We start from the raw sequence: 20253 nt of genomic DNA on the forward strand, positions 1-20253 counted from the left end.
CCGGCGAGCGCGGTCGCTTCTTCGCGCCCAGGATGTCCCGGAAAGAGCACGGCTGTCTCGCGGAAGTGGTGTGAGCGCGCGCCGCGGTGGCCCCGGCCGCCGGCGGGGGAGCGCCGGCGGCCGGGAACCGGTCAACGAGCCGGGCGGCCCGCCATGAGGCGCCGGGGATTCCAGCGCAGCAGCCGCTGCCGGACCTCCCCGCCGGTGGCGACCAACCGGGCCGAGCGCTCCGCCACCGCGATCCGCCAGCGCAGCAGCACCGAAGGCGGCAGCAGGGCCGCCATGATCCGGGTACGCCGGTCCACTCGCGCGGCGAGCGCTCCGCGTACCGCCCGCAGGGCCGGGTGCAGCTCCTCGCCGGTGAGCGGGTCGCGGGCGTAGCGGGCCCGCTCCTCCGCCCGGCCGAGCAGCCGGACCCCGGTCGCGGCCCCGGCATCCTCGGTGAGGGTTTCCCGAGCCAGCCGCTCGGCGGTCGCCCGGGGTGTCTCCGTGCGGTCGACGCGGACCTGGAAGTCCACCAGGGTGTCCAGCAGCTCGTCCCAGGCGGCATGCGCGTCCGCGCGGACCCGGTCGGCATCCACCCCGACCACGATGTCGCGTGTCCCGCCCCGAGGGCCGGGTATCGCGGCCACGGTGGTGGCCGCCGGCACCGTGGCCCGGGCGCGCCGCCGGCGACGCAGCACGGAGCGGCGCAGTGCCGGCGCCGTGAGCAGCATCAGCAGGGCGAGCGCCCCGGCCGCCCACCACGGCCAGGTCGGGCTCTTCCGGGTCGGGCCGCCGCCGCCGACGGAGAGGCCCTGGTCGGCGTCCTTGTCGAGCCGGTCCGGGCCGTTCGGGCCGGCCGACGCGTCGACCCCGCCCGGGGTGTTGGTGTTGCCCGTCGGGGGGGCGACCTCCTCCGGAGCGTCGCTGTCCGGGGCCCAGGCCGACCGGACCGATCCCTGCACGGCCGCCGCCGGGGTGGGGTCGAACGGCACCCAGCCGACCCCGCCGAAGAAGACCTCCGTCCAGGCGTGCAGGTTCTTGTTGGTCAGCACGTACGTGCCGCCGCCGGAGTTGCTGCCGTTGGTGAAGCCGAGCGCCACCCGGGCCGGGATGCCGGCCACCCGGACCAGCCAGGCCATCGCGGCGGCGTACTGCTGGCAGAAGCCCGCCTTGGTGGCGAGGAAGTCGGTGATGTCGTCCCCGCTGGTGCCGGGCCGGGTGGCGAGCGAGTAGGTGAAGCCGTTCTCCACCGCGAAGTGGTCGTAGATCGCCCGGACCTTGTCGTAGTCGTTCTGCTTGCCCTTGATGAGCTGTCCGACCAGCTTCTCGACCGCGGGGGCCGGCGGCGTGTTGGTCTGCTGGCGCCGTACCGGGTCGTCGGCCGGCAGGGACGGCGCCAGGCGCAGCGCCGACGGGCTGTACGTCGAGCGGACGTAGTCGAACGAGTAGCGCTTGCCCCGGGAGTTGTCCCGGTTGGAGAAGAAGATCTGCAGGTTCGGGTCGTAGAGCCAGCTGCCGCTGAGATCCTCGGTCTTCACCGGTTCGGCGTAGACCGGCAGGTACGGCATGTCGAGGTTCTTCGTCACCTCGACCGAGGCCCGGTAGCGCTGCCGCTCGACGCCCTGCCCATCGCGTTCCGTGGGGTCGGGCAGGTTCCGGTTTGCCGGCCGCCCGGTGGGGACGCGTTCATGGAAGCCGTCCCCCCGCAGCTCGTCGGCCACCCCGATGCGCAGGTAGAACGGCGTCGGCTCGTTGGTGCTGACCTTGACCATCTCGTATACCTGCGTCTGGTTGAGCTGGCCGCTGAGCGCGGCGAACAGGTTGATCCGTCCGGGGCCGCCGCCGTGGCCCGGCCGTCCGGTGCCGTCGCCGGTGCCGTTGCCGACCGTGTTCAACAGCCCGCCGGTCATCCCAGGTACTGCCAGCGGCACCGCCACCGCGAGAGCCACCCCGACCACGGCCAGCCGGCGACCCGCCGCGGCCAGCGGCGACGCCTCCCAGATGTCGACGTCGCGGCCCTCGCCGGTGAACCGCCGGCCGAACCGGCGCACCCGGTCGACGTTGTCGGTGACCAGCAGCCACAGGTAGCCGCAGGCGCCCACCACGAACGGGGTGGCGGGGACGCTGTCCGTGTAGACCGCCACCGGCACCGAGTAGATGGCCAGCATCGGCAGCCCGGCCAGCGCCGGCCGGCGCAGCCCGACGGTCAGCACGTCCACCAGCACGGCCACGGCGCCGACGCCCAGCACGGTGAGGAAGAGCAGCGAGTCGACGTCCGGCACCTTCACGCCGTACGCGCGCATGTCCGGCATCGACGCGCTGAGCAGCTCGCCGAAGTGGACGAAGGTGCCCGGGGTGGGGATGAACGCCAGCAGCTCGGTGCCGCCCGGGAAGACCCAGCTCAGGGCGAGCGTCAGGCCGGCGAGCATGGCGAGGACCTGTCCCCACAGGGGGGCGCGGACCAGTCGGCTCAACGCGGCGGCCCCGGCCACCACGGCGACCACGATGGCCGCCTGGATCAGCCACGTCCAACGCTCGAAGATCGCCGACAGCGGCGCCGCGGCCAGCAGGGTCGCCGCCGCCGCGACGAAGCCCAGGTTCCGGTGCGCGGTCACAGGTCCACCCTTTCGTTCATCGCATGCCTCCGGCCACCGTCTCCGCCAGCGCCGCCCGCAGCGCGAAGCCCTGCGAGCCGCGGGCCGCCTGCGGCCAGAGCACGGGCAGCCGGCTGCCGTGCTCCACGCCGATCACCCGCCATCCGCTCTGCAACAGGGCGAGCGCGGCGCTGCCGTGCGCGTGCTCCGCCTCGGTCCGGGCCTTCTCCGGCAGGTTCAGCCAGGTGGTGCTGTCGAGCAGGAAGCCGACGCAGGTCGCGCCGTTGCCGCGCAGGCTGGCCAGCAGCTCCGCCTCGGCGGTGCTCAGCGTGCCGAACAGCGCGATGATCAGGCCGCCGTCGGCCCGTTGCCGGACCTGCTGCACGAGCGTCGTGATCTCACCGCGCCGATCGAGGCTCACCTCGGCGAGGTGGTCGAGGAACAGGCCCTCGCCGCCGGCCTCGGTGGCGTCCACGTCCGCGCCCGAGCCGGTGACCAGGCGCAGTTTGTAGCCGGCCTGACGCAGGTGCACGGCGATGCTGGCGGCGGCGGAGACCGCCCACTCGAAGCTCGCCGTCGGGCCGTCGCCGCGGTGCCCGAAGGCGCGGGTGTCCAGGACGACCGTGGCCCGGCTCTCCCAGGGCTGCTCCTCCCGGCGCACCATCAGCTCGCCGGTGCGGGCCGTCGACTTCCAGTGCACCCGGCGCAGATCGTCGCCCATCCGGTACTCCCGGGTGGCGGCGTCATCCTCACCGTGCACCGCGACCGAGCGCGCCCGGCTGTCGCCGCTGCCGGCGTACTCGCCGGGGAGGCGGATCGCCGGCAGCGGGGTGACCTGCGGGATGACGGTGAGGTGGTCGATGCTGGGGAAGGCTCGGCTGAGCTCGCAGAGCCCGAACGGGTCGGTCAGCCGGATCACCAGCGGGCCTACCTCGTACCGGCCGCGCACGTCGGCCCGGACGGTGTACGCCACCGAGCTGGCCTGGTGCGCGCCGAGACGCTCCAGCACCACCCTGGGCCGGCTGCCCAGCGCGTACGGCAGCCGGTCCTCCAGCAGCAGGGTGCCGGTGGGCAGGCGGGACAGGTTCTGCAGGCGCAGCACGACCCGGGAACTGGCCCCGACCGGTGCCCGGTGCGGCTCCAGCGAGCGGTTGCAGGCGAGCTTGTAGCGGCTGCGACCGACGTACGCCGCCGCGAGCAGCGGCAGGATGGCGAGCAGGATGGCCACCCGGAGCAGGTCCTTCTCGCCGAGGATCGCGGCGGAGAGGGCGGCGGCGACCGCGGCCGCCAGGAAGGAGCGACCGCGGGTGGTCAGTCCGCGCAGCCCGTCGCGCACCTCACGGCCTCCGTGGCTCGAACGGCCCGCGGCCGTTGCCGCCCGGCCGGGTGTCGTACGGAGAGCGCCGGCGCTCCTGCGGCAGCGGCAGCCGGTGCACCAGCTCGGCGACGATCGCGTCGGTGGTGCGCCGGGCCAACTGGGCGTCGGCGGTGGGGATGATCCGGTGCGCCAGCACCGGGACCGCGAGGGTCTGCAGGTCGTCCGGGAGGACGTAGTCCCGCCCCTCCAGGGCGGCCACCGCGCGGGCGGTGCGCAGCAGCTGGAGGGTTGCCCGCGGCGACGCCCCGAGCCGCAGGTCGGGCGACTCGCGGGTGGCCGTGACCAGGTCGACCGCGTACTGCTTGACGGCGTCGGCGACGTGCACCTGCCGGACGTGGCCGATGAGCTGGCGGACGGTGGCCGCGTCGGAGACCGGGCGCAGCTCCTTGAGTGGATCGGTGGCGCCGTGGCCGTCCAACATGGCCAGCTCGGCCCCCGCGTCCGGGTAGCCCATCGCGATCCGGGCGGTGAACCGGTCGCGCTGCGCCTCCGGCAGCGGGTACGTCCCCTCCATCTCGATCGGGTTCTGCGTCGCGATCACCATGAACGGGGTCTGCAGCTCGTAGGTGACCCCGTCGACGGTGACCTGCCGCTCCTCCATGCACTCGAGCAGGGCGGACTGGGTCTTCGGCGAGGCCCGGTTGATCTCGTCGCCGACCACCAGGTTGGCGAAGACCGCGCCCGGGCGGAACTCGAAGTCGTGCGTCTCCTGGTTGTAGACGCTGACCCCGGTGACGTCACTGGGCAGCAGGTCCGGGGTGAACTGGATCCGGCGTACCGAGCAGTCGATCGAGCGGGCGAGGGCCTTGGCGAGCTTCGTCTTGCCGACGCCGGGCACGTCCTCGATGAGCAGGTGACCCTCGGCGAGCAGGACGGCCAGGGCGAGCCGGACGGTGGCCGTCTTGCCCTCGATGACCTGTTCGATGTTGGCCACGATGGCCTCGCTGGCGGCACGGAACTCGTCGTGCGGCAGCAGACCGCCCACCTCGTCCCAGGTCTGTTGTGTCACGGGGCCTCCTCCTCGTCGCCTTTGACGGCAGCTCTGTATAGAGCACCTGGACCCGCCGTTGGGTTCGCGGACACCGAGCCTCGTCTGCCGCAGAAATCTCACTGGCCTCTCAGGCTAACCATGTTTGTCGTCGCCGCCGACCCCCGCAGCCGGTCCGTCGGTTACGCCCGGAATATTCGCCGGACCGGGGGAACGTCCCGACCTGTGGAGCGGGCGAGCTGGCCGACGGGCCGCAGGGGTACACTGCCGGTCATGGCCGGAGTCTTCCTGCTTCTTACCGAGCCGTGCTGATGCGCTGAACGCGCGACAGCACGGCGGCCCCTCCTGCGCGAGGGGCTTTTTTGTGCCCGCAGCAGACCCCCCATATCCGACATGACCCGCGCCGAGGAGACGCCATGAGTGAGGCAGCCGCACCGGCGACCGACATCCCCCCGTTCCGGTACACGGCGGCGATGGCCGACGAGATCGAGCACCGCTGGCAGGACACCTGGGAGCGGGAGGGCACCTTCCACGCACCGAACCCGTCCGGGCCGCTGGCCGACCCGGCGCACCCGCGGGCGGGCGCGGAGAAGCTGTACGTGCTCGACATGTTCCCCTATCCGTCCGGCGCCGGTCTGCACGTCGGTCACCCGCTGGGCTACATCGGCACCGACTGCTTCGCCCGCTACCAGCGGATGGCCGGACGCAACGTGCTGCACGCGATGGGCTTCGACGCCTTCGGCCTGCCCGCCGAGCAGTACGCGGTGCAGACCGGCACCCACCCGCGGACCACCACCGAGGCCAACATCGAGCGGTACCGGGCGCAGCTGCGCCGGCTGGGGCTGGCCCACGACGAGCGCCGCTCGGTGGCCACCATCGACACCGGTTTCTACCGCTGGACCCAGTGGGTCTTCCTGCAGATCTTCAACTCCTGGTACGACGCGCAGGCCGGCCGAGCCCGGCCGATCGCCGAGCTGATCGCCGAGTTCGAGGGGGGTGTCCGGCCCACCCCGGACGGCCGCCCCTGGGCCGAGCTGACCGTGGGCGAGCGGCGCGCGATCGTCGACGACCACCGGCTGGCGTACGTGTCGGAGGCGCCGGTGAACTGGTGCCCGGGGCTGGGCACCGTGCTGGCCAACGAGGAGGTCACCGCCGACGGCCGTTCCGAGCGGGGCAACTTCCCGGTCTTCAAGCGGAACCTGAAGCAGTGGATGATGCGGATCACCGCGTACGGTGACCGGCTGCTGGCGGACCTGGACAAGCTGGACTGGCCCGAGCCGATCAAGCTGATGCAGCGCAACTGGATCGGCCGGTCCAGTGGCGCGCACATCGACTTCCCGACCGACGCCGCGCCGGTGCGGGTGTTCACGACCCGGCCGGACACCGTCTTCGGGGCCACCTACATGGTGCTGGCGCCCGAGCACCAGCTGGTCGACGTGCTGGTGCCGGCCGCCTGGCCGGAGGGGACGAAGGACGTCTGGACCGGCGGGCACGCCAGCCCGCGGGCGGCCGTCGAGGCCTACCGGAAGGCCGCCGCGGCCAAGACGGACGTGGAGCGGCAGGCGGAGACCAGGGAGAAGACCGGCGTCTTCGTCGGCGCCTACGCCACCAACCCGGTCAGCGGGGCGCGCATCCCGATCTTCATCGCCGACTACGTGCTGGCCGGTTACGGCACCGGTGCGATCATGGCGGTGCCCGGGCAGGACGAGCGGGACTGGGACTTCGCCGAGGTCTTCGACCTGCCGATCGTGCGGACCGTGCAGCCGGCGGAGGGCTTCGCCGGCAAGGCGTACACCGGGGACGGCCCGGCGATCAACAGCGCCGCGCCCGATCGCGGCCTGGATCTGAACGGCCTGGGGGTGGCCGACGCGAAGGCGCGGATCATCGAGTGGCTGGAGGCGAACGGGCACGGCACCGGGGCGGTGACCTGGCGGCTGCGGGACTGGCTGTTCTCCCGGCAGCGCTACTGGGGCGAGCCGTTCCCGATCGTGTACGACGAGACCGGCGCGCCGATCGCGCTGCCCGAGTCGATGCTGCCGGTCGAGCTGCCCGAGGTGGACGACTTCGCGCCGAAGACGTTCGACGCGGAGGACGCCGCGAGCAATCCGGAGACCCCGCTGTCCCGGCGGCGCGACTGGGTCGAGGTGGAGCTGGACCTGGGTGACGGGCCGAAGCGCTACACCCGGGAGACCAACGTGATGCCGCAGTGGGCCGGCTCCTGCTGGTACGAGCTGCGCTACCTGGACCCGACGAACAGCGAGCGGTTCGTCGACCTGGAGAACGAGGCGTACTGGATGGGGCCGCGCGCGCCGGGCGACTGCGGTGGCACCGACCTGTACGTCGGCGGCGCCGAGCACGCGGTGCTGCACCTGCTGTACGCCCGGTTCTGGCACAAGGTCCTGTACGACCTGGGCCACGTCTCGTCGTTCGAGCCGTTCCGCAAGCTGTTCAACCAGGGCATGATCCAGGCGTACGCCTACGTCGACGCGCGCGGCACCTACGTGCCGGCCGAGGAGGTCGTCGAGGTCGACGGCCGGTTCTTCCACGGCGAGACCGAGGTCCAGCGCGAGTACGGCAAGATGGGCAAGTCGCTGAAGAACGTCGTCACCCCGGACGAGATGTGCGCGGCGTACGGCGCGGACACGTTCCGGGTGTACGAGATGTCGATGGGCCCGCTGGAGGTGTCCCGGCCCTGGGACACCCGCGCGGTGGTCGGGTCGTACCGGTTCCTGCAGCGGGTCTGGCGGGCGGCGGTCGACGAGCAGACCGGCGAATCGCGGGTCACCGACGTGCCGGCCGACGAGGAGACCCGCCGCCTGCTGCACAAGGTGATCGACGGCGTCCGCGGCGACATGGAGGCGATGCGGTTCAACACCGCCATCGCCAAGCTGATCGAGCTGACCAACGGGCTGACCCGGCTGTCGGCCACGCCGCGCGAGGTGGCCGAGCCGCTGGTGCTGATGCTGGCGCCGTTCGCCCCGCACGTCGCCGAGGAGCTGTGGCGCCGGCTGGGCCACGACACCTCCCTGGCGTACGCGGACTTCCCGGCCGCCGACCCGGCGCTGCTGGTCGCCGAGACGGTGACCTACCCGGTGCAGGTCAACGGCAAGGTGCGCGGCCGGATCGAGGTGGCCGCGGACGCGTCCGAGGACGCCGTCCGGACCGCCGCGCTGGAGGCGGTGGCCGGCTCGCTGGGCGGAAAGGAACCCCGCAAGGTCATCGTGGTGAAGGGCCGGATGGTCTCGGTCGTCGCCTGACCCTGCCCGTCCGCCGCAGGCGTGTCCCGTGCCCGGGGCGCGCCTGCGGCGGACCCGGGTCAGGGCTCGCGGCGGTGGACGACGGCCATGGCGACCAGGGCGTCGGCGGCCGGCTCCCGATCGGTCGCGACCGGCTCAGCTCGCGGCCGGCCGGCGCCGCCGCTCGGCGCGCCACCAGTGATGGATGATCACCACGCTGGCGATCAGGCCGAGGCCGGCCGGGGCGGCGGCGTACCAGTTGATCTGACCGGGGGAGCTGACCGCCGCGCCGATCGCCGCGTACCCGACGGCGGTGGGGACGGCGGCGATCACGCTGCCGGCCAGGAACGGCAGCACCCGTGCCCCGGTGGTGCCGTAGCCGTAGCTGACCAGCCCGAAGCCGGCGATCGGCAGCAGCCGAACGGTGATCACCCCGAGCACGCTCTGCCGGGCGAACCAGCCGTCCAGCCGGGCCAACCGACCGCGGACCCGCCCGGCCACGAACTCCCGGCCCAGCAGGCGGCCGACCGCGAAGCCGACCGCCGCCGCGAGCAGCGCCGCGCCGAGCGCGTACACGGCGCCCTCCAGCGGGCCGAAGATCGCGCCCGCGGCGAGCGTGACGAAGGTACGGGGGACCAGCGCCACCAGCAGCAGCGCGCCGCCGACGACCGCGGCGGCCGGGGCGTACCCGCCGAGGGAATCGGCGAGCCGGGGCAACTGGGCCGGCTCCGGCCGGGGCGCCAGCAGCAGCGCCACCGCGAAGCCGGCGAGCAGCAGGAGCAGCAGCGCGAACCGGCGCGCCGACGGCTGCCGGAGCAGCCGTCGGGCGGCAGGGATCATGGCCGGGCGGCGGCGGCCACCGCGGCGCGGCGCTCGGACCGGAGTCGGTCGGCCCAGGTGTCGTCGAGCGCGGGGAGCTGGTGGATGCCGGTCGCCCAGCGCAGCAGCAGGTCGGCCAGGGCCGGGTTGCGGGCCAGCGCCGGGCCGTGCGAGTACGTGCCGAGCAGCTTGCCCCGCCAGGCGCCCTCGGTCACCCCGTCGTTGCCGATCCCGGCGGTCACCCGGGCCAGCGGCGACACGCCCGGTCCCAGCTGGGTCCGCCCGCCGTGGTTCTCGAAGCCGGTCAGGTACGGGATGCCCAGCCGCCCGTCGACCTCGCCGGCCAGCTCGCCGACCGCCCGGGTGGGGCCCCGGTCGGAAGAGACGTCCAGCAGCTCCAGCCCGGCGTACTTGGTGCCCTTGGCGAAGAAGGAGGTGCCGAGGAGCTGGTAGCCGGCGCAGACCCCGAACACCACCGAACCCTGGGCCACGGCCCGGTGCAGGCCGCCGTCGGCGATCAGCCGCTGCGCGCCCAGCGCCTGCGGGCCGTCCTCGCCGCCGCCGACCAGGTAGATGTCGGCGGTCGACGGGAGCCGCTGGTCGGAGCGCACCTCCAGCACCTCGACCGGCATGCCACGCAGCTGGGCCCGCCGCGCCAGGATCAGCGCGTTGCCCCGGTCGCCGTACGTGGACAGCAGGTCGGGGTAGATCCAGACGATGCGCAGGCTCTCAGTTGACACGGTCCAGCTCCGCTCGAATGTCCTGGAAGGCGGTGTAGTTGGCGATGACCTCCAGCCGGCCCGGGGGCACCGCCCGGACCGCCTCGTCGAAGCTGCGCACGTGCTGGAACGGCACGCCGTTGACGTCCAGCCGGACAGCCAGGTCGTACGCCCGGTCGCCGGTGATCAGCACCTGCCGACCGCGCAGCGGCGCGAAGTCGACGTCGAAGAGCCAGGAGGTGTCCAGCCCGTCGGGGTCGCGCGCGTTGATGGAGAGCAGTGTGGGGGCCTCGTCGGCCATGTCGAACGCCTCCAGCCAGCTGGCCGGGTTCTTGGCCAGCAGCAGCCGTATGTTGCGCCCGTCCCGGTCGACCTGGGCGTAGCGGCCGGCGACCGAGGTGACGTGGCCGAGCCGGTGGACCGCGTCCACCGGCCGTACGCCGAACTCGGCGGCGACGGCCAGGGCGGTGGCCGAGTTGCCGAGGTTGACCTTGCCCGGGAGCTGGAGCTGCACCTTGTGCCAGGCGCCGGTCGGGTCGAGCACGCCGTCGTCCTCGACGGTCCACTGCGGCTCGGGGCGGCGCAGCGGGCAGCCGGTGCACCACCACCGCTCACCGGAGCGCTGGATGGTGGAACCGCACGCGGGGCAGACCCAGGAGTCGTCGTGCCAGCGCTGGCCGGCGCTGAACCAGGTGACGTGCGGCGGGACGTGGCCCCGGGCCGGGTCGGCCGGCGGGGTGGCGGCCCAGACCACCATCGGGTCGTCGGCGTTGGCGACCACCCGGACGTCGGGGTGCCGGGCCAGCGCGGCGCGCCAGAGCTGCGCCATCATGGCGACCTCCTTGGCCCGGTCGAGCTGGTCGCGGGAGAGGTTGAGCAGCGCCACCACGTGCGGCTCGGTGGCCTCCAGCACCTGCGCGAGGTAGTGCTCGTCGACCTCCAGCACCGCGTACGGGGTGCTGCCGGCCTTGGCCAGGGCGGAGGTGTGGCCGGTGGGCATGTTGGCGCCGAAGGAGTTGGTGGCGACCCGACCGAGCACGCCGACGGCGGCGGTGGTGAGCCGGGTCGTGGTGGTCTTGCCGTTGGTGCCGGACACCAGGGCGATGGCGCGTCCTGTCGAGAGGTGGGCGAGCAGGTCAGGGTCGATCTTGAGGCCGATCCAGCCGCCGATCACCGAGCCGTCGCCACGGCCCGCGGCCCGGGACAGCGCCGCGGCGGTCCGTGACACGGAGCTGGCCACCTTTGCCCGCAGGGGCATTTTCGCGTCCGTCACGCGAGCGAGGTTACCGGACCCTGGAGCCCGCCAGATCGCCGCCGACGGCGAACCGTTCGGGCGGGGCCGCCCGGCGGACGGTCAGCGGGCGCTCCGCCGGATGGAGTCGATCTATGTCGGGTAGCGGACGCGCGCCGGCGGGTGCCACCGCCCTCCACTCCGCCCCACCCCATTTGACGTGCTCTTTTGCGCGCGAAAACGCCGCGCCGCGCGGGCGTTTCTGGTTGCAGGTGGAGGGAAGTGGAGTAGAGTGGGGCGCGATGGTGAGGCCGGGAGGGCCGCACCGGCCCGGGGGGTCAGCGGCGCCGTGAACGCCGCTCAGGGCGAGGGGGTTGGGCCGATGTTCCTCGGCACCCACACTCCGCGCCTGGACGACAAAGGCCGGTTGATTCTTCCGGCGAAGTTCCGGGACGAGCTGGCGGGGGGTGTCGTGATCACCAAAGGGCAGGAGCGCTGCCTCTACGTCTTCCCGATGCCCGAGTTCCAGCGGATCGCCGACCAGTTGCGCGCGCAGCCGATGACGAGCAAGACGGCCCGGGCCTACAGCCGGGTCTTCTTCGCCAGCGCGCACGACGAGGTGCCCGACAAGCAGGGACGGGTCACCATCCCCGGGCATCTGCGCTCGTACGCCGCACTCGACCGCGACCTGGTCGTGATCGGCGCGAGCACCCGGGTGGAGATCTGGGACAAGGCGGCCTGGGAGGCCTACCTCGCGGAGAGCGAAGACGACTTCGCCGACATCGAGGAGGGGGTGTTGCCGGGCGGTCTGTAGGGCGTGACGGCGCCCGACGTACTGCGAGATCTCCAGCCGCTTTCGAGTTCCTGGCACCCCTTCCCCGGTGCCAGGCGCACGATCCGATGGGAGGGCCGCGGCCTCCGGCGGGCGGGAGCGGATGGGGATCTGGCGGTATGGCGAGGCGTCGTGGCGACGACGGACGCAACAGGGACGGAAGGTTTCAACCAGTGGGGGTCGACATGGGGGAGCTACGCGGCACGCACGTGCCGGTGCTGCTTGAGCGGTGTCTCGAGTTGCTGGCCCCCGCGCTGGGTCGGAACGGACGCATCGTGCACGTCGACGCGACTCTGGGCCTGGCCGGCCACGCCGAGGCGGTGCTCGAGGCGCACCCGAACACGGTGCTGATCGGCCTGGACCGGGACACCGAGGCCCTCGCCCACGCGCGGGTCCGCCTGGCCCGGTTCGCCGACCGGATCCACCTCGAGCACGCCGTCTACGACGAACTGCCCGAGGTGCTCCAGCGGCTCGGGTACCCGGCGATCGACGGGATCCTGTTCGACCTCGGCGTGTCGTCGCTGCAACTGGACGCGCCCGACCGCGGGTTCGCCTACGCGCAGGACGCGCCGCTGGACATGCGAATGGACCAGACCCGGGGGGTGACCGCCGAGGAGGTGGTCAACACCTACTCCCACCCGGACCTGGCCCGGGTGCTGCGGGTGTACGGCGAGGAGAAGTTCGCCGGGAGGATCGCCTCGGCGATCATCCGGGAGCGCGAGCGCGCCCCGATCACCTCGTCGGCGCGACTGGCCGAGCTGGTCCGGGAGAGCATTCCGGCACCAGCCCGACGAACCGGGGGACACCCGGCAAAGAGAACGTTTCAGGCTTTACGCATCGAGGTAAACCGGGAACTGGCAGCGCTGGAGACGGCACTGCCGGCCGCACTCGACAAGCTCGCCGTGGGCGGTCGCGTGGTGGTCCTGTCCTACCACTCGCTGGAGGACCGGCTCACCAAGCAGGCGCTCGCCGACCGGGTCCGCAGCAAGGGCCCGGTCGACCTCCCGGTCGAGCTGCCCGGGTCGGGCCCGACGTTCCGGCTGCTCAGCCGGGGCGCCGAGCTTCCCGGGGACGCGGAGGTCGCCGCGAACCCGCGCGCCGCCTCGGTGCGGCTGCGGGCCGCGGAGCGGCTCGACCCGGAGGCGACCCGGCAGGGGCGTACCGACCGCGAACGGTACCGCCGCCGGGTGAAGGCGATGCACCAACCGGGGACGGGGTCACCGGGGTCCGCCACGGACCCGCGGCCGGCCCCGGGGGACGGCAACGGGACGGACGAAGAGGGGGAGGGGACATGAACGTCAACACGCGCGACGGCCGGGAAGCCGTCGGGCAGCGCGCACCGCGGTCGGGGGGCCGGATCGCGGCGCAGCGCACCACGCGGACCACGACCGCGACGGCGGGGGCCGACCGGCCCGACCGCCAGAGGGAGACTCGCGCCCGGGGGGCGCGCGAGTTCCCCACCCAGGGCGCCGCCGCGCTGCGGCCGGCGGAGCGGACCCGGACCACCGATGCGGCATCCCCGCGGCTGCGGGTCGCCCCGCCGCCGCCGGTCCGCGTGCCGCGGGCGCCGTTCGTCGGGCTGATCCTGGTCCTGGTGGTCGGTGGGGTGCTTGGCATCCTGGCGATCAACACCAAGATCAACGAGAACGCCTTCAGGCTGGAGAAGCTCCAGCAGGAGCAGGCCAAGCTCGACGTGGACCAGCAGCAGCTGAAGAAGGAGATCGCCGACCAGGAGGCCCCGGGCAACCTGGTCGCGAACAGCAAGAAGATCGGCCTGATCGAGTCGGGGGATCCCGCGTACATCCGGCTGCCGGACGGCAAGGTGATCGGCGTTCCGCGCCCGGCCGAGGGCGAGCCGGCCATCACCAGCCAGCAGGGCAACGGGGGCTGAGCAGTGTCGCCGAGATCGGAGGAACCGCGCCGGGACGCCACAGGCTCCCGGCGCGGCTCGTCCCGGGGCGGTCGGGGCGCCGACTCCCGCTCCGGTGAGCCGGGCATCGGCGGGATCTCCGACGCCCGGGCGTACACGCCCCGGGGGCGGACCATCCGGGAGGGGGGCGGCGCCGCCCGGACCGGGGCCGGCGGGGGCGCCGAGCAGCGGCGTACCCCGCGCAGCAGCCGATCCGGCGACCCGTTCCGGCCGGCGTTGCAGGTGCTCGACGGCGGCCGGGCCGGGACCACCCGCGCCGGCCGCCGGGAGACCGCCGCGGGCGGCCGGGGCGGCGTGGTGCGGACCGTGTCGGCCCGTCCGGTGCGGGAGCCCTTCGACGACGACGAGCCGCCGCGCCGCCGGCCCGGTCCGCGCCGCCCGGATCGCCCGGCCGCCCGGCGGCCGTCCCGCAAGCCGCGCCGCCCGCCCAGGCTCGCCGACCCGCGCCGCCGGCTGCGGCTCGGCACGCTGCTCGCGCTGGCGCTCTTCGCCACCATCGGCATCCGGCTGGTCGTCCTGCAGACCGTCACCACCCCGGCGTACGCCGACGGCGGGCTGCGCAACCGAACCGCCGTGGTCGAGCTGCCGGCCCCGCGTGGGTCGATCTACGACCGCACCGGCGCGCCGCTGGCGCACAGCGTCGAGGCGCGCTACGTGTACGCCGACCCGACCCGGGTCAAGGACCGGTTCGCCACCGCGCGGCAGCTCTCTCCGCTGCTCGGGGTGCCCGCCTCCGAACTGGCCGAGAAGATGCGGCAACGCACGCTTCCCGGCACCACCATCCAGTCGCAGTTCGCGTACCTGGCCCGCGGGGTCGAGATCGAAAAGGCCAAGGAGATCATGGCGCTGGAACTGCCCGGCATCCGCGTGCACCGCGACGAGCGGCGCGAGGTGCCCGGCCGGGATCTGGCGGCCAACCTGATCGGCTTCGTCAGCCCGGACATGAACGGGTTGGAGGGCCTGGAGGCCAAGTACGACGACCTGCTCCGGGGCCAGCCCGGCAAGAAGCGGTACGAGGTGGGGCAGGGCGACCTGGCCGCGCCGATCCCGGGCGGCTACAGCCAGACCACCGCGGCCAAGCCCGGCGGCTCGCTGGAACTCACGATCGACCGCGACCTGCAGTTCCAGACGCAGCGGATCCTGGCCACCCAGATGGCCCGGACCCGGGGCAGCGTCGGCGCGGCGGTGGTCATCGAGGTGGGCTCGGGTGAGGTGCTGGCCCAGGCGAGCTACCCCGGCTACAACGCGGCCGACCCGACGGCGGTCAATTCCCCGACCGACCGGGACGACGCGGCCACCAGCTTCATCGTCGACCCGGGCTCGATCCACAAGGCGATCACCTACGGCGCCGCCCTCCAGGAGGGCGTGATCACCCCGGACACCGTGTTCCCGGTCGCCAACACGATCACCATGGGCGGTCAGCGCTTCGAGGACACCCACCCGGCGAACGGGCGGCGGATGAGCATCCCCGGCATGCTCGCCTTCTCCTCCAATGTCGCGACCATCGAGATCGCCGACAAGCTGGGCAAGGACCGGCTCATCGACTACCAGAAGCGGTTCGGGCTGGGGCAGCCCACCCGCGAGGGCATGCCCGGCGAGGCCTCCGGCCGGCTGCTTCCCGCCGACGAGTGGAGCGGCTCGTCGTACGGGTCGGTGCCGATCGGGCACAGCGTGGACGCCACCCCGCTGCAGATGGCCGCCGCGTACGCCGCCATCGCCAACGACGGGACGTACGTGCAGCCACACCTGATCAAGGAGGTGATCGGCCCGGACGGGAAGCGGACGCCGGGCGCCGCCCCGGTCACCCGGTCGGTGCTCAGCCCGCAGAACGCGGCCGCGCTGCGCCGGATGCTGGAGGCGGTCACCACGATCGACGGCCCGGACGGGCAGGCAACCGGCCTGGCCGCGGCGGTCCCCGGCTACCGGGTGGCCGGCAAGACCGGCACCGGGTGGCGGTACGACAACGGCAAGAAGCAGCCCGGCGACGTGGGCTCGTTCATCGGGATGGCCCCGGCGGAGAAGCCGAGGTACGTGGTCGCGGTCTTCGTGTGGAGCCCGGGCGGCGAGGGTGGCGCGGTGGCCGCACCGGCCTTCCGGGAGATGATGGGCTTCACTCTCCGGCACTACCGGGTGCCGCCGTCGGCGACCGACAAGTCACCCAAGTTCGAGGCTTTTCCGCGCTGAGCGGGCACGGAGGGACATCATCGGTGAGTGGCGACGAACCACCGGGGCGGCTGTGCGGTCGGGACCGGACGACCGGGTAGGGTCTGACGCCGTGTCCGGCAATCCACGTCCCCGTACCGTGAATCCCGTCCGGCTCGGCGACCTCGCCACCCGAGTGTCCGTTTCGCCGCCCCAGGGGGCCGCCGGGGTGGCCGTCACCGGGGTCACCCACGCCAGCCAGGAGGTCCGCCCCGGCGACCTGTACGCGGCCCTGCCCGGCGCCCGCCGGCACGGCGCTGAGTTCGCGGCCGCCGCGGCCGAGGCCGGTGCGGTGGCCCTGCTGACCGACCCGGCCGGCCTGGAGCTGGCGGCCGGCGCGGGCCTGCCGACCCTGGTGGTCGACGACCCACGGGCGGTGCTCGGCGACATCGCCGCCACCGTGTACGGCGACCCGACCGCCGGCCTGACCGTGATCGGCGTGACCGGCACCGCCGGCAAGACGTCCACCAGCTACCTGATCGAGTCCGGGCTGCGCGCCGCCGGGCACACCACCGGCCTGATCGGCACCGTGGAGACCCGGCTCGGCGACCTGGTGATCGACAGCGTCCGGACCACCCCGGAGGCGACCGACCTGCACGCCATGCTGGCCGTGGCCCGGGAGCGCGGGGTCGACGCGGTGGTCATGGAGGTGTCCAGCCACGCCCTGGCCATGGGGCGGGTCGGCGGGGTGCGGTTCACCGTCGGTGGCTACACCAACTTCGGCTCCGACCACCTGGACTTCCACGCCGACGAGGCGGACTACTTCGCCGCCAAGGCGAAGCTCTTCGACGGGCGCTGCCAGCTGGAGGTGCTCAACCACGACGACCCGGCGCTGCGGCCGCTGGTCAAGCCGGCCACGGTGAGCTTCTCGGCGGCCGGCGACCCGACCGCCACCTGGTGGGCCGACGGCGTCGACGGCGAGGGGTACGCGCAGCGCTTCACCGCGCACGGCCCGGACGGGCTGACCCTGCCCACCCGCGTGGCGCTGCCCGGCCGGCACAACGTGGCCAACGCGCTGCTCGCCATCGCCATCCTGGTGGCCGCCGGGGTCGACCCGGCCACCGCCGCGGCCGGGGTGGCCGCCTGCGGCGGCGTGCCCGGGCGGCTGGAACTGGTCAGCGGCGACGCCCCGGTCCGCGGGGTGGTCGACTACGCGCACAAGGCCAACGCCATCGAGGCGGTCCTGGCCGCCCTGCGGCACCTGACCGCCGGCCGGCTGATCTGCGTGCTGGGCGCCGGCGGCGACCGGGACCGGGGCAAGCGGCCGGTGATGGGCGCCACGGCGGCCCAGGGCGCCGACCTGGTCCTGGTGACCGACGACAACCCGCGCACCGAGGATCCGCCCACCATCCGGGCCGAGGTGCTCGCCGGGGCGTACGCGGCGAGCACCGCCGCGCGGATCATCGAGGTGCCCGACCGGCGGGGCGCGATCGAGGAGGCGGTCCGGTTGGCCGAACCGGGCGACGTGGTGGCGTTGCTGGGCAAGGGCCAGGAACGCGGTCAGGAGATCAACGGCGAGGTGCTGCCGTTCGACGACCGGGTGGAGCTGGCGGCGGCGCTGCGCGCCCGCTTCGGTGACATGGTGGGGCGGCGATGATCTCGCTGACCCTGGCCGAGATCGCCGCCGCCGTCGGCGGCCGGCTGGTCGCCGCCGACCCGGACGCCCGGGTCAGCGGATCGGTCGAGTTCGACTCCCGCAAGATCGGCCCCGGCGGGCTCTTCGTCGCCTTCCCCGGCGAGAAGGTGGACGGGCACGACTACGCCGCCGCCGCGGTCGATTCCGGCGCGGTGGCCGTGCTCGGCACCCGCGAGGTGCCCGGCGTGCCGATGGTGCTGGTCGCCGACGCGCTCGACGCGATGGGGCGGCTGGCCCGCGCGGTGGTCGACCGGCTGCCCGGGCTGACCGTGATCGGGTTGACCGGCTCCTCCGGCAAGACCACCACCAAGGACCTGATCGCCCAGCTCGCCGTCCGGCTCGGCCCGACCGTGGCGCCGCCCGGCTCGTTCAACAACGAGCTGGGGCACCCGTACACCGCGTTGCAGGCCGGCCCGGAGACCCGCTACCTGGTGATGGAGAAGGGCGCCCGCGGCGTGGGGCATGTCCGCTACCTGTGCGAGGTGGTGCCGCCCCGGATCTCGGTGGTGCTCAACGTCGGGGTCGCGCACATCGGCGAGTTCGGCTCGGTGGAGACCATCGCCCTGGCCAAGGGGGAGCTGGTCGAGGCGCTGCCCGCCGACGGGCTGGCCGTGCTGAACGCCGACGACCCGCTGGTGGACGCGATGGCCACGCGTACCGAGGCCCGGGTGATCCGGTACGGCGAGTCGGAGCGGGCCGACGTGCGGGCGGCGGACGTGACGCTGGACGAGCGGGGACGGCCGGCGTACACGCTGGTGACCCCGGAGGGGAGCGTGCCGGTGCGGCTCGGGCTGACCGGGCGGCACCAGGTCTCCAACACCCTGGCCGCCGCGGCGGTCGCCCGCGAGCTGGGGATGCCCCTGGCCGAGCTGGCCACCGCGCTGGGCGAGCTGGGCCTCGTCTCCACCCGGCGGATGGACGTCTTCGAGCGCCCCGACGGGGTGACCGTGATCGACGACTCGTACAACGCCAACCCGGCCTCGATGGCGGTCGCGCTGCGGTCGCTGGTCAGCATGCGTGGGTCAGGGCGTACTGTCGCGGTGCTCGGCTACATGGCCGAGCTGGGGAACTTTGAACAGGAGGGGCACCAGCAGGTCGGCCGGCTCGCGGCCGAGCTGGGTGTCGACCGGTTGCTCGTGGTGGGCGAGCCGGCGGCGCCGATCCACGAAGGCGCGACAGCGGTAGGCAACTGGGGAGGAGAGTCGGTGCTGCTCACCGATCAGGCGGCGGCCGTCGAGGTGCTGCGGAGCGAGCTACGTCCGGGTGACGTGGTCCTGGTGAAGGGCTCCCGGTACCGCACCTGGGAGGTGGCCGACGCGCTGCGCGCCGACGCCACGGAGCACGCGCCCGAGGGCGGCGCTGCATGAGGGCGGTCATCGTCGCCATCGGGGTCGCCTTCCTCATCTCGCTCTTCGGCACCCCGATCGCGATCAAGGTGTTCACCCGGCTCAAGGCCGGCCAGCCGATCCGGGCCGAGGGCCCGGCCATGCACCAGGGCAAGAAGGGCACGCCGACGATGGGCGGCGTGGTCTTCATCCTGGCCACGGTGATCGCGTACGTCGCCGGCCACCTGGCCCTGACCACCCTGCCGGACGCGCAGATCGCCCAGGTCGAGCCGACCATCACCGCGCTGGTGCTGCTGGGGCTGATGGTGTTCTCCGGTGCGGTCGGCTTCATCGACGACTTCCTGAAGGTGCGCAAGCGGCACAGCGGCGGCCTGAACAAGCGGGGCAAGCTGGCCGGCCAGATCATCGTCGGCGCGGTCTTCGGCATCGTGGCGCTGTACTTCCCGAGCACCATGTACGGACCCGCCGGCAACCGGACCAACGCCGAGACGGTGGCCAGCACCACGCTGAGCTTCATCCGGGACATCCCGGCCCTGGAGATCGGCAAGATCGGTGCGGTGATCGTGATCATCATGGTGGTGATGGCGGCGACCAACGGGGTGAACCTCACCGATGGCCTGGACGGCCTGGCCACCGGCGCTTCGGTGATGGTGCTGGCCGCGTATTCGCTGATCGCCTTCTGGCAGTACCGGCACTGGTGCGCCGACCCGAACTACACCGAGGCCTACTGCTACACGGTCCGCGACCCGCTGGAGATCGCGCTGATCGCGGGGGCGGCGGCCGGCGCCTGCGTCGGGTTCCTCTGGTGGAACACCTCGCCGGCCCGGATCTTCATGGGCGACACCGGCGCGCTCGGCCTGGGCGGCCTGATCGCCGGCATGGCGATGTCGACCCGGACCATCCTGCTGCTGCCGATCCTGGGTGGGCTGTTCGTGATCATCACGATGTCCGTGGTGATCCAGATCATCTCGTTCCGGACCACCGGCAAGCGGGTGTTCCGGATGTCCCCGCTGCAGCACCACTTCGAGCTGGCCGGCTGGAGCGAGGTCAACATCGTGGTCCGGTTCTGGATCATCGCCGGCATCGGCGTGGCCATCGCGCTGGGCCTGTTCTACAGCGAGTTCCTCGCCGCGGTCACCTGAGCCGGCGGCGTCCGTCCGTGGGGAGGGGTCCCGGGGTGCCGGGGCCCCTCCCGTTCGCGTTCCGACACGCCGACCGGGCGGTTGCGCCACGGGCGGGCGGGCCGAGCCGCGATGATGAGCGGGTGGGGGAGGGACGAGACACCGAGGGCACCACCGACACGCCGGCCCGCCGGCCGCCCGCCGCGATCCGGACGGCGGACCCGCCGGCCCCACCG

General features: G+C 73.5%; 14 protein-coding genes. 8 read left to right on the plus strand and 6 right to left on the minus strand.

Annotated features, from left to right (window positions below):
* Window positions 1-131 precede the first annotated feature (131 nt).
* The 3 genes from ACNAVT_RS11445 to ACNAVT_RS11455 are packed head-to-tail and all read right to left on the minus strand — an operon-like array spanning window position 132 to window position 4966.
* Window positions 132-2600: a transglutaminase TgpA family protein gene (locus tag ACNAVT_RS11445; protein WP_416295396.1), complete on the minus strand. Its 2469-nt coding sequence runs from the start codon at window positions 2598-2600 to the stop codon at window positions 132-134.
* Window positions 2601-2616: 16 nt separating this feature from the next.
* Window positions 2617-3915 carry a DUF58 domain-containing protein gene (locus tag ACNAVT_RS11450; protein ID WP_416295397.1) on the minus strand — a complete coding sequence of 433 codons (1299 nt, stop codon included), beginning with the start codon at window positions 3913-3915 and terminating at the stop codon, window positions 2617-2619.
* Window position 3916: 1 nt separating this feature from the next.
* Complete coding sequence (locus ACNAVT_RS11455; RefSeq protein ID WP_416295399.1) at window positions 3917-4966, minus strand: AAA family ATPase; 1050 nt, start codon at window positions 4964-4966, stop codon at window positions 3917-3919.
* A 395-nt stretch (window positions 4967-5361) separates the two neighbouring features.
* Here ACNAVT_RS11455 and leuS point away from each other — a divergent pair, with 395 nt between their 5' ends.
* The gene (gene leuS, locus ACNAVT_RS11460) at window positions 5362-8202 is read left to right on the plus strand and encodes a leucine--tRNA ligase (RefSeq protein ID WP_416295401.1); all 2841 of its coding nucleotides are present in this window, start codon (window positions 5362-5364) and stop codon (window positions 8200-8202) included.
* Between the two features lie 135 nt (window positions 8203-8337).
* Here the strand turns inward: leuS and ACNAVT_RS11465 are convergent, their stop codons facing one another.
* From ACNAVT_RS11465 to ACNAVT_RS11475, 3 genes are read right to left on the minus strand one after another with little or no spacing between them, the layout of a single operon-like run.
* Window positions 8338-9021, minus strand: a complete 684-nt coding sequence (locus ACNAVT_RS11465; protein ID WP_416295403.1) for a TVP38/TMEM64 family protein — start codon at window positions 9019-9021, stop codon at window positions 8338-8340.
* Window positions 9018-9740, minus strand: a complete 723-nt coding sequence (locus ACNAVT_RS11470) for a type 1 glutamine amidotransferase (RefSeq protein ID WP_416295405.1) — start codon at window positions 9738-9740, stop codon at window positions 9018-9020. The genes ACNAVT_RS11465 and ACNAVT_RS11470 overlap by 4 nt, the downstream gene beginning before the upstream one ends.
* Window positions 9730-10977, minus strand: a complete 1248-nt coding sequence (locus ACNAVT_RS11475; protein ID WP_416295635.1) for a MurT ligase domain-containing protein — start codon at window positions 10975-10977, stop codon at window positions 9730-9732. Before ACNAVT_RS11475 ends, ACNAVT_RS11470 begins: the two co-directional genes overlap by 11 nt.
* Before the next feature lie 355 nt (window positions 10978-11332).
* Here ACNAVT_RS11475 and mraZ point away from each other — a divergent pair, with 355 nt between their 5' ends.
* From mraZ to mraY, 7 genes are all read left to right on the plus strand, one after another.
* Complete coding sequence (gene mraZ, locus ACNAVT_RS11480; protein ID WP_148796546.1) at window positions 11333-11764, plus strand: division/cell wall cluster transcriptional repressor MraZ; 432 nt, start codon at window positions 11333-11335, stop codon at window positions 11762-11764.
* 203 nt (window positions 11765-11967) lie between these two features.
* On the plus strand, window positions 11968-13077 hold the full coding sequence (gene rsmH / locus ACNAVT_RS11485; protein WP_416295637.1) for a 16S rRNA (cytosine(1402)-N(4))-methyltransferase RsmH: 1110 nt from the start codon (window positions 11968-11970) through the stop codon (window positions 13075-13077).
* The gene (locus ACNAVT_RS11490) at window positions 13074-13673 is read left to right on the plus strand and encodes a hypothetical protein (protein WP_416295407.1); all 600 of its coding nucleotides are present in this window, start codon (window positions 13074-13076) and stop codon (window positions 13671-13673) included. Before rsmH ends, ACNAVT_RS11490 begins: the two co-directional genes overlap by 4 nt.
* A gap of 3 nt (window positions 13674-13676) precedes the next feature.
* Window positions 13677-15896 (plus strand): peptidoglycan D,D-transpeptidase FtsI family protein, encoded by a 2220-nt coding sequence (locus tag ACNAVT_RS11495; protein WP_416295409.1) that lies wholly within the window; start codon window positions 13677-13679, stop codon window positions 15894-15896.
* Window positions 15897-15948: 52 nt separating this feature from the next.
* Complete coding sequence (locus ACNAVT_RS11500; protein WP_416295411.1) at window positions 15949-17511, plus strand: UDP-N-acetylmuramoyl-L-alanyl-D-glutamate--2,6-diaminopimelate ligase; 1563 nt, start codon at window positions 15949-15951, stop codon at window positions 17509-17511.
* Complete coding sequence (locus ACNAVT_RS11505) at window positions 17508-18917, plus strand: UDP-N-acetylmuramoyl-tripeptide--D-alanyl-D-alanine ligase (protein WP_416295413.1); 1410 nt, start codon at window positions 17508-17510, stop codon at window positions 18915-18917. The genes ACNAVT_RS11500 and ACNAVT_RS11505 overlap by 4 nt, the downstream gene beginning before the upstream one ends.
* Window positions 18914-20038, plus strand: coding sequence for a phospho-N-acetylmuramoyl-pentapeptide-transferase (gene mraY / locus ACNAVT_RS11510; RefSeq protein WP_416295415.1), 1125 nt, complete (start codon window positions 18914-18916; stop codon window positions 20036-20038). The genes ACNAVT_RS11505 and mraY overlap by 4 nt, the downstream gene beginning before the upstream one ends.
* Window positions 20039-20253 lie beyond the last annotated feature (215 nt).

This window comes from Micromonospora sp. SL4-19, assembly GCF_047921475.1.
Classification (GTDB): domain Bacteria; phylum Actinomycetota; class Actinomycetes; order Mycobacteriales; family Micromonosporaceae; genus Micromonospora.

Bases quoted from the DNA above. Each gene is read 5' to 3' on its own strand.
- leuS (WP_416295401.1), top strand. From the start codon at position 5,362: ATGAGTGAGGCAGCCGCACCGGCGACCGACATCCCCCCGTTCCGGTAC.
- ACNAVT_RS11465 (WP_416295403.1), bottom strand. From the start codon at position 9,021: ATGATCCCTGCCGCCCGACGGCTGCTCCGGCAGCCGTCGGCGCGCCGG.
- ACNAVT_RS11475 (WP_416295635.1), bottom strand. From the start codon at position 10,977: ATGCCCCTGCGGGCAAAGGTGGCCAGCTCCGTGTCACGGACCGCCGCG.
- mraZ (WP_148796546.1), top strand. From the start codon at position 11,333: ATGTTCCTCGGCACCCACACTCCGCGCCTGGACGACAAAGGCCGGTTG.
- rsmH (WP_416295637.1), top strand. From the start codon at position 11,968: ATGGGGGAGCTACGCGGCACGCACGTGCCGGTGCTGCTTGAGCGGTGT.
- ACNAVT_RS11490 (WP_416295407.1), top strand. From the start codon at position 13,074: ATGAACGTCAACACGCGCGACGGCCGGGAAGCCGTCGGGCAGCGCGCA.
- ACNAVT_RS11505 (WP_416295413.1), top strand. From the start codon at position 17,508: ATGATCTCGCTGACCCTGGCCGAGATCGCCGCCGCCGTCGGCGGCCGG.
- mraY (WP_416295415.1), top strand. From the start codon at position 18,914: ATGAGGGCGGTCATCGTCGCCATCGGGGTCGCCTTCCTCATCTCGCTC.